This window comes from Acinetobacter sp. DMC2 (assembly GCF_056314305.1).
In genome coordinates this window covers 243,147-257,591 of record NZ_JBQUYP010000002.1, presented here as the reverse complement: position 1 = coordinate 257,591, position 14,445 = coordinate 243,147, and the positions used below count along the sequence as shown (strand labels likewise).

The window sequence follows — 14,445 nt, the reverse complement described above, 5'->3', positions numbered from 1 at the left end:
TGACAATATTAAATATTGATAAATCAGGCCAAATTGCAGAGTTGCAACAACATGCCTACCACATTCGCCAGCATGCTTTACGTATGGGGCAAGTACAAGGCCAAGGCTATGTTGGACAAGCTTTGGGTGCAGCAGATCTACTGGCAGTATCTTATTTCCATGCTATGAAATATCAGCCAGAAAACCCTGAATGGGAAGGTCGTGACCGTTTTTATCTCTCTATTGGGCACTATGCAATTGCACTCTATGCAGCCTTAATTGAAGCAAAAATTATTCCGCTTGAAGAACTTGAAACTTATGGAGCAGATGACAGTCGTCTACCGATGTCGGGCATGGCTTCATATACACCAGGTATGGAAATTACAGGTGGTTCATTGGGGCATGGTCTTGGAATTGCAGTCGGCGCATGTTTAGGACTGAAACAGAAAAAGTCGGATGCTTTTGTATATAACTTACTTTCCGATGGAGAGCTAAATGAAGGCTCAACATGGGAAGCTGTAATGTCTGCTTCTCATTGGAAACTAGATAACTTGATTGCGATTATTGATGTGAATAATCAGCAGGCAGATGGGCACTCCAGCGAAATTTTAGCGTTTGAGCCCATTGTAGACCGTTGGCAGTCATTTGGTTGGTACACCCAACGCGTAGATGGCAATGACGTGGAAGCTTTACTTAAGGCATTCGACCAAGCACGAAACCATGAGGGAACATGCCCACGTGTCATTATTTGTGACACCAAGATGGGTAAGGGCGTGTCGTTCTTGGAAAGCCGCGAAAAAACTCACTTCATTCGTGTTGATGAACATGAATGGGATGACGCTTTAAATATTTTGACCCACTACGGACAGTAAGGAATACACCATGAGCCAGTTAGCCAATCCTCCTAAGAAAAAACTAACCACTTCGGCAATGATTGCTTCTATTGCTGCCGCGGGACAACCGACCAAACCTGCACCATTCGGACATGCACTGAATGCCTTGGCAAACGAGCGTGACGATATTGTGGGGTTGTCAGCAGATTTATCCAAATACACTGACCTACATATTTTTGCTAAAGAAAATCCAGACAAATTTTTCCAAATGGGCATGGCAGAACAACTTTTAATGAGCGCAGCAGCAGGACTCGCTCGTGAAGGATTTGTTCCTTTTGCGACCACCTATGCCGTGTTTGCATCACGCCGTGCCTATGACTTTATTTGTATGGCGATTGCAGAAGATAACCTCAATGTCAAAATTGTGGCAGCACTTCCGGGGTTAACTACGGGCTACGGCCCAAGCCATCAGGCAACGGATGATATTGCGATTTTTCGCGCTATGCCGAACTTGATGGTTATCGATCCATGTGACGCCTTGGAAATCGAACAAGCGATTCCTCAAATTGCTGCTCATAATGGCCCTGTATATATGCGTCTATTGCGTGGGCAGGTTCCATTAGTACTCGATAAATACAACTACCAGTTTAAATTGAGTAAGGCACAGGTGATTAAACCGGGTAAAGACTTACTCATCATTTCCACTGGTTTATTGACCATGCGTGCGCTTGAGGCAGCCGAAGAGCTTGAAAAAGAGGGCATTGAGGTTTCAGTGTTGCATGTACCGACCATTAAACCTTTAGATGAACAAACCATTTTGGATGAAGTCGCCAAAGGTGGCCGACCTGTTTTAACTGCCGAAAATCACTCAGTCATTGGCGGCTTAGGCGAAGCTGTCGGGTCCTTACTCCTAAGAAATGGACAACATCTCCGTTTTGACATGATTGGTTTACCAGATGCATTTTTAGATGCAGGAGCATTACCCACTTTGCATGATCGCTATGGTATTTCAACTGAAGCAGTTAAAGAGAAGATTAAGGCACATTTGAAGTAAAAAGATTAAATTTTCAAATTGAAAAGGGCGTGATGGAATTTCCTTCACGCCCTCTTTTTTAAACAGGGTTATTTAATAACTTAAGCAATCGAATCATCTAAATTCGGCCCTAACCAGCGTTTTGCCTCATCAAGTGTCCAACCTTTACGTTTTGCATAATCTTCAAGTTGGTCTTGAGAGATTTTACCTACGTTAAAGTATTCACTTTGTGGATGAGAATAATAGAAACCACTTACAGAAGATGGTGGCATCATTGCAAAGTGTTCAGTCAGTTTAGTACCGATTTTGTTGGTAGAGTCTAACCAGTCGAACAACACTGCTTTTTCAGAGTGCTCTGGGCAAGCAGGGTAACCTGGTGCAGGGCGAATACCGACATATTTCTCTTTAATCAGTTCTTCATTGGTGAGCTGTTCATCCGCTTTATAGCCCCAGAACTCTTTACGAATGCGTTCGTGTAAATGTTCAGCAAAAGCTTCGGCAAAACGGTCGGCTAGTGATTGAACTAAAATTGCAGAGTAGTCATCACCTTTGGCTTTGTATTCATTTGCCAGTTCTTCTGCACCAAAAATCGATACAGTGAATCCGCCTAAGTAATCTTGTTGCTCACGGTCAGTACGAATGTAATCTGCCAAAGACAAGTTTGGTTTACCTGTGACTTTGTCAGATTGTTGACGTAAGTGTTCAAAAGTATGCGTAACATTTTGACCCGCTTCATCAAATACGCTGACGGTGTCCGCATCAGTGCGCTGAGCGGGGAACATACCAAATACAGCACGTGCATCAAAAAGGTTGTTGTCGATAATATCTTTCAACATTGCTTGAGCTTGGTTGTACAAATCTGTTGCAGCTTCACCAACCACTTCATCTTCTAAAATTTTCGGGAACTTACCTGCCAAGCTCCAAGAAATGAAGAATGGTGTCCAGTCAAAATATTCTACAAGTGTTGCAAGTGGGTAATTGGTTAAGACCTGTGTTCCCAAAAGATTTGGTTTTGCCGGAACATAACTCTCATCAATTTTAAAGCCATTTTGAACAGACTCTGCATAAGTTAGCTTGGCAGCTTTAGGCTGTTTGTTGGCTAAGCGCTCACGAATTTTGAGATATTCAGCACGGTGCTCTGCAATAAAGTTTCCACGCATTTCTTTTGAAAGCAGGGTAGTTGCAACACCCACCGCACGTGATGCATCGGCAACATAAATCACCGCATCGTTTTGGTACTGAGGATCAATTTTTACTGCTGTATGTGCTTTTGAAGTTGTTGCACCACCAATCAATAAAGGAATGTTAAAACCTTTACGTTGCATCTCTTTTGCAACAAATACCATTTCATCTAAAGATGGGGTAATCAGACCTGATAACCCGATGATGTCACATTTTTCATCAATTGCAGTTTGTAAGATTTTCTCGCAAGGCACCATCACGCCAAGGTCAACAATGTCGTAACCATTACAGCCCAGTACAACACCCACAATATTTTTACCAATATCGTGCACGTCGCCCTTAACCGTTGCCATCAGGACTTTACCTTTAGATTGGCTACCTGTTTTTTCAGCTTCAATGTACGGGTTGAGCCAAGCCACAGCTTGCTTCATAACACGTGCAGATTTCACAACCTGTGGTAAGAACATTTTGCCTGAACCGAACAAGTCACCAACAACGTTCATACCGTCCATCAAAGCGCCTTCGATTACATCTAAAGGACGTTTGGCTTTTAGACGGGCTTCTTCGGTATCTTCATCGATGTATGTGGTAATACCTTTGACTAATGCATATTCAAGACGTTTTTCTACAGGTTCGTTACGCCATTCAAGGTTTTCTGCTTCGCGTTGAGCACCACTATGTCCACGGAACTTTTCAGCCACTTCAAGTAGTTTTTCGGTCGCAAGTTGACCAGATTCACCTTGGTTCTGGTTTAAAACAACATCTTCAACTGCATCTTTGAGTTCTTTTGGAATATCGTCATAAATGGCCATTTGACCGGCATTTACAATCCCCATGGTCATGCCTTGTTTGATGGCATGGTACAAGAACACAGAGTGAATCGCTTCACGAACAGGCTCATTTCCACGGAACGAGAATGAAACGTTCGATACACCACCAGAAATCATGGCGTGAGGCAAGTTCTGTTTAATCCAACCTGTGGCTTCAATAAAATCGACGCCATAGTTATTGTGTTCTTCAATACCAGTTGCCACCGCAAACACGTTCGGGTCAAAAATAATATCTTCAGCAGGGAAGCCTACATCGTTAACCAAAACGTCATAAGAACGTTTACAGATTTCGCGTTTACGCTCAGCAGTGTCGGCCTGACCAGTTTCGTCAAAGGCCATCACAATAATTGCAGCACCATATTGTCGACACAGGCGAGCTTTTTCGACAAACTCGTCATAACCTTCTTTTAACGAAATCGAGTTAACAACCGGTTTACCTTGTACACATTTTAAGCCAGCTTCAATGATTTCCCATTTTGATGAGTCAATCATGATAGGCACACGTGAAATATCTGGCTCAGAGGCTACAAGGTTTAAGAAATGTACCATCGCATTTTGCGAATCGAGCATCCCTTCATCCATGTTAATGTCGATAATCTGAGCGCCAGCTTCCACTTGTTGCTGTGCAACTTCCAAAGCTTCTGCAAAGTTTTCTTCACGAATTAAGCGTAAGAATTTTTTTGAACCAGTAACGTTAGTACGTTCACCCACGTTAACGAACAATGAGTCATCATAAATATTAAATGGTTCTAAACCACTTAAGCGGCAAGCTGGCTTAGTTTCAGGAATTTGACGTGGTGCAATGTCTTTTACAGCATTGGCAATAGCACGAATATGGTCTGGTGTCGTACCACAGCAACCGCCGGTAATATTGATCAAACCACTTTCTGCAAATTCTTTTAAGAAGGCCGCAGTTTGTTCAGGTGTTTCATCATATTCACCAAATGCGTTTGGTAAGCCAGCATTTGGATGAGCAGAAATAAAAGTATCAGCAACATCAGACACGGTTTTAACGTGAGGACGCATAGCATCTGCACCAAGTGCACAGTTAAAACCAATTGAAAGTAAGTCACCATGGCGTACAGAGTTCCAGAACGCTTCGGCAGTTTGACCTGTTAAGGTACGGCCTGAGGCATCGGTAATGGTCCCTGAAATCATGAGTGGTAATTCATGACCAATTTGCTTAAAGACTTCTTTCACCGCAAAAATTGCAGCTTTACAGTTTAATGTATCAAAAACGGTTTCAATCAGAATGATATCTGCACCGCCTTCAATCAGCGCATGAGTTGCCTCAATATAGTTTTCTTTTAGTTCATCAAAAGTAATGTTACGAAAGGCAGGGTCATTTACATTCGGTGAAATTGAACAGGTACGCGATGTTGGACCGAGTACACCTGCCACAAAACGCGGTTTATCTGGAGTTGAATATTTTTCACAAGCTGCTTTAGCTAAACGTGCTGCTTCACGGTTAATCTCTGGAACAAGATCTTCCATGTGGTAGTCAGACATGGAAACACGTGTGCCGTTAAAGCTGTTTGTTTCAATAATGTCTGCGCCTGCATCAAGATAAGCTTCATGAATACCTTGAATGATTTCGGGTTGAGTCAGCACAAGAAGGTCATTGTTACCTTTTAGGTCATGTGCCCAATCGGCAAAACGCTCACCACGGTAGTCGGCTTCTTCTAGTTTATGGCGTTGAATCATGGTACCCATCGCACCATCAATAATCAGAATGCGTTTGGCAAGAAGCGCTTTTAGGGTGGCAAGCGTGGACATATAAAACCCCGATATTGTACAAATTTAAAAATGCGGCGCTATTGTAACAGAATAGTTGCGCATTTGATGAGCTATAACGACCCGTCATTCACTTGTAATAGATTCATTAAAAAACGGCTTTTATGACAAATGAAGACTGTTTTTTCATCAAATATTCATAAAATGATCATGATATTGAAATATTTCATCTCCAATATTCCGTTTTATGACAATTGTTCTGTTTAAAAAACAAGCATTCGAGTGATTTTTTATATATTTTTGCTTTAAAAATAGTCATAAATAAGGAAGATGTAAATTGATTTAAATTATTGTATTTTAATAAAAAAATAAATTTTATAGAGGAAAGGTGCATCAAATGAGGTCAAAATATGAAAAATTGACTTCATCAGGCGCTGCTTTGTCATATAATTGTCATAATTTAATTTAAGAATACAGAGGATTTTTTTATCCTCTTACCGTCTGCATGAATTCTAATCTACCCCCTGTTTCGGATTCAAAACTTGCGGCAAACCTGCAAGTCAAATCGACGAATGTGCATGTCCCGACACCTAAGTTTTTTATGCCGGTGTTTCTGACGATTATTGTTGCAACACTTATTTATATTGGATTTCAGGTGAGTGCTGATTTAGCACATGTACCACCTTTGAGTCTTTATTCGGTTATCCTTTTATCTACTGCACTCTTGATTGCTTTAGGCTTTGAGTTTGTAAATGGCTTCCACGATACTGCAAATGCAGTAGCAACAGTGATTTACACCAATGCTTTACCTGCACCAGTTGCAGTCATGTGGGCAGGTTTTTGTAATTTTCTTGGGGTAATGGTTGCAAGCGGCGCAGTCGCTTACGGCATTATTGCATTGTTGCCTGTTGAACTGATTATGAACATGGGTAGCGGTGCAGGTTTCGCAATGGTTTTTGCGCTCCTTATTGCTGCAATTCTCTGGAACTTAGGTACTTGGTTCTTGGGTATTCCTGCTTCTAGTTCTCATACCTTGATTGGTTCAATCTTGGGTGTGGGCATTATGAACCATCTGTTGAGTGCATCGACTGGCGTAACCACCAGTGGTGTTGATATGGATCAGGTGATTAAAGTCGGTAAGGCATTATTATTTTCGCCTTTAATTGGTTTTGCTTTTGCAGCGATTGTTTTCTTGTTGGTTAAAACTGTTTTTAAACGCCAATTAGAATTATTCCAACCGCCAGAAGGTAATAAACCACCACCAGCAATCATTCGTGCAATTTTAATCTTTACCTGTACAGGTGTAAGTTTTGCACATGGTTCTAATGACGGTCAAAAAGGTATGGGTCTCATCATGCTGATTTTGGTTGGTCTGGTGCCGTTGGCTTATTCATTAAATAAAAACCTTGATACACAACAAGTTCAATCATTCCATCAGCTTTCTTCTCAAACTGCCGTATTTTTGAATCAAAATCAGCCAGAATTAACCGATGAAAAAGCGCGTGTTATTCTGACTAAATATATTCAAACTAAAGAGCAAACTCCAGAAGTAGTGCCTGCATTGGCAAGCATGACTGACCACTTGGGTGAGCGAGTTTCTAGCTATAACAACTTAAAAGACATTCCAGAAGCTGCAATTAGCGAAATTCGTAATGACATGTATTTAAGTACAACCTCGTTTAAGCGTTTGGATAAAGCGAATGCATTACCAAAAATGGATCAGTCACAAGAAAAACTTGTGAAAGAATACCGTAGTAGCTTAGATTCATTCTTACAATACATTCCAACTTGGGTGAAAGTAGCAGTTGCTTTGGCACTTGGCTTAGGCACCATGGTAGGTTGGAAACGTATTGTTGTGACTGTAGGTGAGCGTATTGGTAAGCATCATATGACTTATGGTCAGGGGATGTCTGCTGAGCTTGTAGCAATGAGTACAATTGCTGCTGCTGATGGTTTAGGTATGCCTGTTTCAACAACACACGTTTTAAATAGTGCTGTTGCAGGTACCATGGTCGCGAATAGATCAGGCTTAAACTTCAATACAGTTAAAACAATTTTATCTGCATGGGTATTTACACTTCCTGCAACAATCTGTTTATCAGGCGGTTTGTACTGGTTATTCTTACAGTTTGTATAAAAGCATTTAAAACATTAAAGCCACTGTACACAGTGGCTTTTTTATTTGTTTCTTTTTTAAGTTCAGTCTATTTTCATGTACATTCAATTATAAATTAACAAGTCGTTATAGAGCATTAAGCAGCTTTAAAAGCTGGGCTTAAAACTTTGATATCAGGATAGATTATGGATGCTGTTAAAATAGATCAGCTAAAACAACAATTCCCACTTATTGAGACACTGCAAGCCTATCAAGAGATATTTTGGTTTACACCTCATCGCTATCCTTTAATAGAAGCTTTAGAAAAAGTTGGACTCACAGCAGACGATGTAAGTGACGCGGAAGCAAGGCTAGCGCGTTTTGCGCCTTATTTAGCAAAAGTGTTTCCTGAAACTCAAGCACAACATGGAAAAATTGAATCAGATATCGTAGAAATTGCTCATATGCAACAAGCACTTTCTTCAACACAAAAAGTGCAAATGAGTGGAGCATTCTGGCTAAAAAAAGATAGTCATTTACCTATTTCTGGTTCAATTAAAGCGCGTGGTGGTATTTATGAAGTCTTGGCTCACGCTGAAAAATTGGCTATTGAGGCAGGGCTTCTCAAGTTTGAAGACGATTACACTAAACTCGACCAAGACGCATTTCGAACGTTTTTTTCTAAGTATCAAATTGCAGTAGGTTCTACAGGTAACTTAGGGCTTTCTATTGGCATTATGAGCGCCAAACTGGGTTTTAGAGTCACAGTCCACATGTCGGCTGATGCGAGACAGTGGAAGAAAGACAAACTACGTTCACTAGGCGTCAATGTTGTGGAATATGCCAGTGACTATGGCGTAGCGGTTGAAGAGGGAAGAAAAGCCGCAGAGCAAGACCCACACTGTTTTTTCATTGATGATGAAAACTCAAAAACATTATTTTTAGGCTATGCAGTTGCAGGAATACGCCTAAAACAGCAATTTAAGCAAAAACAGATTAAAGTTGATGCTGAGCATCCCTTATTTGTTTATTTGCCGTGTGGCGTCGGTGGTGGCCCAGGTGGCGTGAGTTTTGGGTTAAAACTGGCTTTTGGTGAGCACGTACATTGTATTTTTGCTGAATCCACACATTCGCCTTGCATGTTACTTGGTGTCCACACAGGCTTGCATGATCAGATTTCAGTAAATGACATTGGCCTCGATAACGTAACCGCCGCAGATGGACTTGCAGTAGGGCGTGCTTCAGGTTTTGTTGGGCGTGCTATGCAACAGTTAATTGATGGCTATTACACCATTCACGATGAACGTTTGTATGAACTCATAGCACTTCTAAATCAAACTGAAAATATTCAGCTTGAGCCTTCAGCAGTGGCAGGAATGATGGGGCCATATTATGTTCAGACGAGTCCTGATTATTTGGCTTTACATCAACTATCAGCTGATAAATTAAAACAGGCAAATCATGTGGTATGGGCGACAGGAGGCGGTATGGTTCCACCTGATGAAATGCAAAAATATCTATCACACTTTCAAAATAAATAGAAAAACTCAGAAAAAAGCCCAATTCTAGAATTGGGCTTTAATCAAATTATTTTCTAGATGATTTTCCAAAAGGTAGTTTTTCGGTTGCAAAGCCATAGATCGCAGCAAAAGGCAGGGCAGTTCTTGCTAAATAAGCAACACGCCATAAGCCGCCGTGATTAGCACCTTCCATCATGAGTTCAAGCGGATGGTCTAGTTCAGTTTCAGGATTTGCCACAGAAGACTCATTTCTTAAGTCATGAATCCAGAGTGCCGCCATAATGGCATTGGTCGTTTCAGGGCTAAATGCTTCTACATCAAAAAGCTCTGCACCATTAAAAGCTGCTTTCAATAATGGATTTTTAGTCACAGAGTGAGTCGTTGTAGATGGAGCAATATTAATACTTACGTGTTGCCCTTGATGACGGGCCAAAATAGCACGCCATTGTTGAATGCGTTTTGCCAAAGCATAGTTTGGGCCTTGTTCAACCACTAGACAGTCGGCAATACCATAAGTTTTTCCATTTTCACAATCAATCAGGTCTTGATATGGCGCTTGGAAAAAACGATTTAAGGAAAGTGTAGAAACACCTTTCACCGCCATTTTTTGTAGTTTTGTGCGTGATTTAAATTTTTGTTGTGCAGCTTTTGCTACTTCTTTAGGAACTGCATAAACATCGGTTGGCGTACACATAAACATAAGGCTCGTATCAGACTTATGCTCGCTCACATATTGCATAATGCTATCCATTGCCATGGATACACGAACATGCTTTTCACCATCTAAATAGGCGATTGCGGCCAAATCTAACTTTTGTGGAAACTGAACTAGCCACTGTGCAATTTCTGGTAATTGAGTCAATAAATTTGCACCCAATTTATCTCTTAATTCAGAAACTTTTGCTGATGAATCAACTTGTTCAACGCTTGGAGCAATCAGAGTTGCGTTTCCTTTTTGAATCGTATGTAAAATTTTGCCCCAGACACGTGGGTTTGGTAAGTCGACAGCAATAATATTCGCTTTCCATTTGGCTAACCAAGGTAGAGGACCAGCTTCTGAAGCCGCACCAAACAACACCATGGTACGGTCAGATAAATCAAACCATTCTGGGTGTGCAGTAGCTTCACGCAAAGCTTTTGCATGACTTGGTTCAATAATACCGGCCTCTTCCCAACTTTGAATTTGGTCTAGTAAGCTTTGTCCACTGAGCTTTTGCCCTTTGTAAGGAACATACCATTCTGGAGCTGCATCACTTTCACCTTTAAGTTTTACTGTATGAAGGGGTGTAGATGAAGCAATATGAACTGCATCTTTTAAAAGATAATGTTTACTATCACGGTAATAGTCAAAAATATGGTGAGCTTTATGCAAACCTTGCTTAGCAATAGTAATTGGGTTGCTACTATTTGAAATTCCTTGCTTAACAAGCGCTTTAAAATAAATAGGGTAGTTTTTTCGCCAGTTTTTTTCATTCAACACTTGTTGCGCGGTTTTATTATCTACAACAGATAAAGCCTCTGACAAAATCTCTTGGCCTGTAAGAGACGTGCTTTGTTTTTTGGTTGAGGCGTGTACTGGAAATTGTAGACCTTCGACTTGACTTGTGCTGGACATAAAATATCTCGTTATACGACTGGGTTAATATACAGATGTATACATTATCTATGCCAATGAAAGGAAACGAGTGGCAATAACTGACAAAATAATATTGATTATTTATGTGATGAAACATGAAAGAGCGATTTATTATGATAAATCCATCTCATTTTGGCCTTAATTTTTTTCACATTTTTAGAACATTTTTATAGACTTACGTTACATAAATGATTATTTTGTATTAAGCAAATACATCAGTTTTAACCTGAAGGTAAAATGTTCAAAATGTATCAATAATACAGATGCAGAAATGATTAAAAACTAGACTTTTTTCTTAAAGGATAAGAGAAGTCAGACGGAATAAGAAAGAATTGGGGTGAAACTAGATAGAAGACAACGTAAGATTGTCTTTTAAAAATCTTGGGGATATGGTGATTTTTTTACACCATAATTTTCTAGTTTCATCCCATCTATTTTTGGGTTGGAACCCACTATTTTTGTACTCAGTTTATCATTTAATCAAACTCTATTTCTTTAACGTAACTTCAAAATTACTTTAAGAATGGAGTGATTCTAACAGCGTCCTTTTTTAGCTTGTCCTGGTGGGCAAAAGTCTCCCGGATGATTGTGATAAGGTGAATCTGGATCAATCACAATACTACCTTCAGGTGTATGGACTGCACAGGCTGATAGTGACATTGTGAAAATTGCTGCTGCACAAAGAAGTAAAGTTTTCATCTTGTTCTCACTTTTTTATCATTCTCACTTGTACTATAAAAACATTTTGATTATTTTTCGATCTAATTTTGGTTAAAAAACATCTTTAATAAATCTAATTAAGAAGAAATTAAGGAGACCGTAAAATAGTTCGAAATCCAACATGCGTTGCAGCTAAATCAAAATCCTGAGGGTAGCGGCTACTGCTACGATAACGGGAACAATAATTTTGTGCACAAAGAAAAGATCCGCCTTTAATTACATACTCAGTACTCGCAATTTGTTGTTGTTTTAAATCAGAATAATTTCCCATATGTTGGTCATGGGCACCTTGATACGGTGAAGATGTCCATTCCCATACATTTCCAATCGTATCAAATAGTTTGAAATCGTTTGGCGCAAAACATCCAACGGGTGCCACATCTTTAAAGTGATCTTGATTTAGGTTTTGAAAAGGGAATTCACCTTGCCAGTAATTTGCTTGTGGATGTTGGTGTTCATCGGTAGGCGCTTGATGTAAGGGCGTATCAGTTTTTGAATTGGCTTTAGCTGCATATTCCCATTCTAGTTCTGTTGGTAAATCATGTCCGAGCCAGACTGCATAATGTTCAGCATCGTTTTTACTTACATATCGCACAGGTTCATTCGGAGTAGCTACTGCACCATTACTGCCATTGGGGGTTTTCCATGTATACCCTGATTTTAGCTGCCACCATTGCTGTGGATGATGAGGATCTGGTGAGAAAACAGCAGCCTGCTTTTGTTTTTCGGCATCGGTAATGTAGCCCGTTGCTTTTACGAAACTTGCAAATTGAGCAACGGTAACTTCAGTCTGATCAATCCAGAATCCTTTGACTTCTCGTTGTTTTTTTCCAAAATTAAGTTCATCGGGATAGGCTTTCTCAGAACCAAAATTAAAATTCCCATCGGCAATTAAAACCATTCCAGCTGTAGGCAGTTTGAGCCAACCTTGAGGTAGTCCAGAGTAGTTTTTACACTTTTCAATAGAACCTAGGTCAGCTAAAGACGTCGGCTGTTGATGCGAGGGTGCTGATTCAGAAACTTTTGAAGATTGGCTACAGCCTGTCATAAAAGACAGGCTGATTGCGGTAACTAAAAATAGTTTTAATCTCATTTGGCGTTATATTCCTGCACACCATTTTTCTCAGTATATTTTTGATAAACCGATAATAGTTCTTGCACTTTTGCTGGGTAAAGCTGTGCAACATTGTGATTTTCTCCACGATCAGTGGCAATGTTATACAACTCCCAAGTGCCTGTGCCTAACTCAGGGCGTCCTTGAACTGCAATTTTCCATTCACCTTGTTTTGCATATTTGCTGCCATGTAATTCATCGGCAAAACTAAAATTTGCAGGGCGAATGGTAGTGGTTTTATTTTCAAGTAAAGGCTTCCATGAAATCCCTGATGGCGTATTAATGGTTCGACCATTGTATTGGCCTTGAGGTACTGGAATATGAGCATATTCTAATAGGGTTGGGAAAACATCGAGTACAGATGCAAAGCTATTATTGGTTTCTTCTGCTTTTTTCTGGTTCGGTAATTTCACAATAGCAGGGGCAGTTGTTGCACCTTCACCAGCTGTATCTTTCCATAAGTGGAAAGGTGCCGCGCTGACCTCGGCCCAACGTGGTCCAATATAGTGATATGAAGTTGGTGTTCCCACATTTGCTACAGAGTTATCAAAACCAGATTCACTGCCATATCCGCCACGTACAAAACCTTCTGCGCCATTGTCAGAAACAAAGAAAATTAAAGTATTGTCATAAAGATTATTTTGTTTGAGATATTGAATAATACGGCCTACATTAGCATCGAGGTTTTCGACCATACCTGCATAGATTTCCATTTTACGGGCTTCGAGTGCCTTTTGCTCGGCTGTTAACTCATCCCATTTTCCATATTTTTGTGGGGCATTTTGTGTTGCAATGGGTTCCGCTGCCTCAAAGTTTGCAGGGATAATTCCAAGCTGTTTTTGCTTAGCAATACGTGCGTTACGTATAGCATCGTAACCGACATCATAAATTCCGCGATATTTTTCACGGTATTCAGCAGGTGCTTGAATTGGCCAGTGGGGCGCCGTATAGGCAGCATAAGCAAAGAACGGTTTGCCACTATTTTTGCCTGAGTCTAAGTAGCTTAGTAATTTATCGGTAAAATAATTTGTCGAGAAAAAGTCATCAGGCAAAGTTGAAACAGGAATAACCTGACCATCTTCTGTATAAGTTGAATTTCGTTTAAACGCACTTGGCGCTTGCTTAAAGTGGTGATCTAGACCTTGTAATAGGGTAAATGAATGATCGAAACCTTTTGCATATGCATTGGTTTCTGGAGTTAGCCCTAAATGCCATTTACCACTAATGTACGTGCGGTAACCATTATCTTTAAGTACTTGTGCGATAGATAGCGAGCGTTCATTTAAATAGCCTTCGTAGCCTGGTTGTCCTTTCAAATGTTCTGGTGTGAGTTCAGCCATTGCTCCAATACCAGCTAAATGATGATCAGTACCAGAAATGAGTTGAGAGCGTGTCGGAGAACAGGTCGGGGCAGTATGATAATCCGTTAAAAGGCGGCCTTCTTGAGCCAAACTATCAATATTAGGGGTATGAATTTCACCACCGAAAGTCCCTAAATCTGAATAGCCTAAGTCATCAGCCATAATAAATAAGATATTCGGTTGCTTAGGTGTGGTTGCTACATTTTCTTGATTATCGTTGTCATTACATCCAGCTAAAGATAAGCTAAATAAAGCAATGGAAAGGCTAGATAAAATTGCTTTGTACTTCATTGTATCATCTGAATTATTAAAAGAATTGGCATGAGTTTAATCAGATGGTTTTTGCAATCAAAACAACGAATTGATCAAAGAAAATCAGAAAAAAGACTGAGAATTTATAGTGATAAA

9 protein-coding genes are annotated in these 14,445 nt (G+C 40.2%); 4 read left to right on the top strand and 5 right to left on the bottom strand.

Features of this window, described 5'->3' with window-relative positions; translation table 11 throughout:
* Positions 1-5 precede the first annotated feature (5 nt).
* The gene (locus tag ACT53H_RS05540; protein WP_476008905.1) at positions 6-851 is read left to right on the top strand and encodes a transketolase; all 846 of its coding nucleotides are present in this window, start codon (positions 6-8) and stop codon (positions 849-851) included.
* A 10-nt stretch (positions 852-861) separates the two neighbouring features.
* Complete coding sequence (locus ACT53H_RS05535; protein WP_476008822.1) at positions 862-1,866, top strand: transketolase family protein; 1,005 nt, start codon at positions 862-864, stop codon at positions 1,864-1,866.
* Between the two features lie 80 nt (positions 1,867-1,946).
* Here the strand turns inward: ACT53H_RS05535 and metH are convergent, their stop codons facing one another.
* Positions 1,947-5,633 (bottom strand): methionine synthase, encoded by a 3,687-nt coding sequence (gene metH, locus ACT53H_RS05530; RefSeq protein WP_476008821.1) that lies wholly within the window; start codon positions 5,631-5,633, stop codon positions 1,947-1,949.
* Between the two features lie 463 nt (positions 5,634-6,096).
* Between metH and ACT53H_RS05525 the strand changes: the two genes are divergently transcribed.
* Positions 6,097-7,728: an inorganic phosphate transporter gene (locus ACT53H_RS05525; protein ID WP_004794004.1), complete on the top strand. Its 1,632-nt coding sequence runs from the start codon at positions 6,097-6,099 to the stop codon at positions 7,726-7,728.
* 164 nt (positions 7,729-7,892) lie between these two features.
* The gene (locus ACT53H_RS05520) at positions 7,893-9,227 is read left to right on the top strand and encodes a D-serine ammonia-lyase (RefSeq protein ID WP_476008820.1); all 1,335 of its coding nucleotides are present in this window, start codon (positions 7,893-7,895) and stop codon (positions 9,225-9,227) included.
* Between the two features lie 46 nt (positions 9,228-9,273).
* On the opposite strand, the gene ACT53H_RS05515 is transcribed toward ACT53H_RS05520, so the two are convergent.
* From ACT53H_RS05515 to ACT53H_RS05500, 4 genes are all read right to left on the bottom strand, one after another.
* A complete protein-coding gene (locus ACT53H_RS05515; protein ID WP_174741456.1) occupies positions 9,274-10,821 on the bottom strand; it encodes a hypothetical protein in 1,548 nt (515 codons plus the stop codon).
* A gap of 555 nt (positions 10,822-11,376) precedes the next feature.
* A complete protein-coding gene (locus tag ACT53H_RS05510; RefSeq protein ID WP_004793999.1) occupies positions 11,377-11,541 on the bottom strand; it encodes a hypothetical protein in 165 nt (54 codons plus the stop codon).
* 109 nt (positions 11,542-11,650) lie between these two features.
* Positions 11,651-12,655 carry an SUMF1/EgtB/PvdO family nonheme iron enzyme gene (locus ACT53H_RS05505; protein WP_476008819.1) on the bottom strand — a complete coding sequence of 335 codons (1,005 nt, stop codon included), beginning with the start codon at positions 12,653-12,655 and terminating at the stop codon, positions 11,651-11,653.
* Positions 12,652-14,328, bottom strand: a complete 1,677-nt coding sequence (locus ACT53H_RS05500; RefSeq protein WP_476008818.1) for an arylsulfatase — start codon at positions 14,326-14,328, stop codon at positions 12,652-12,654. Before ACT53H_RS05500 ends, ACT53H_RS05505 begins: the two co-directional genes overlap by 4 nt.
* Positions 14,329-14,445 lie beyond the last annotated feature (117 nt).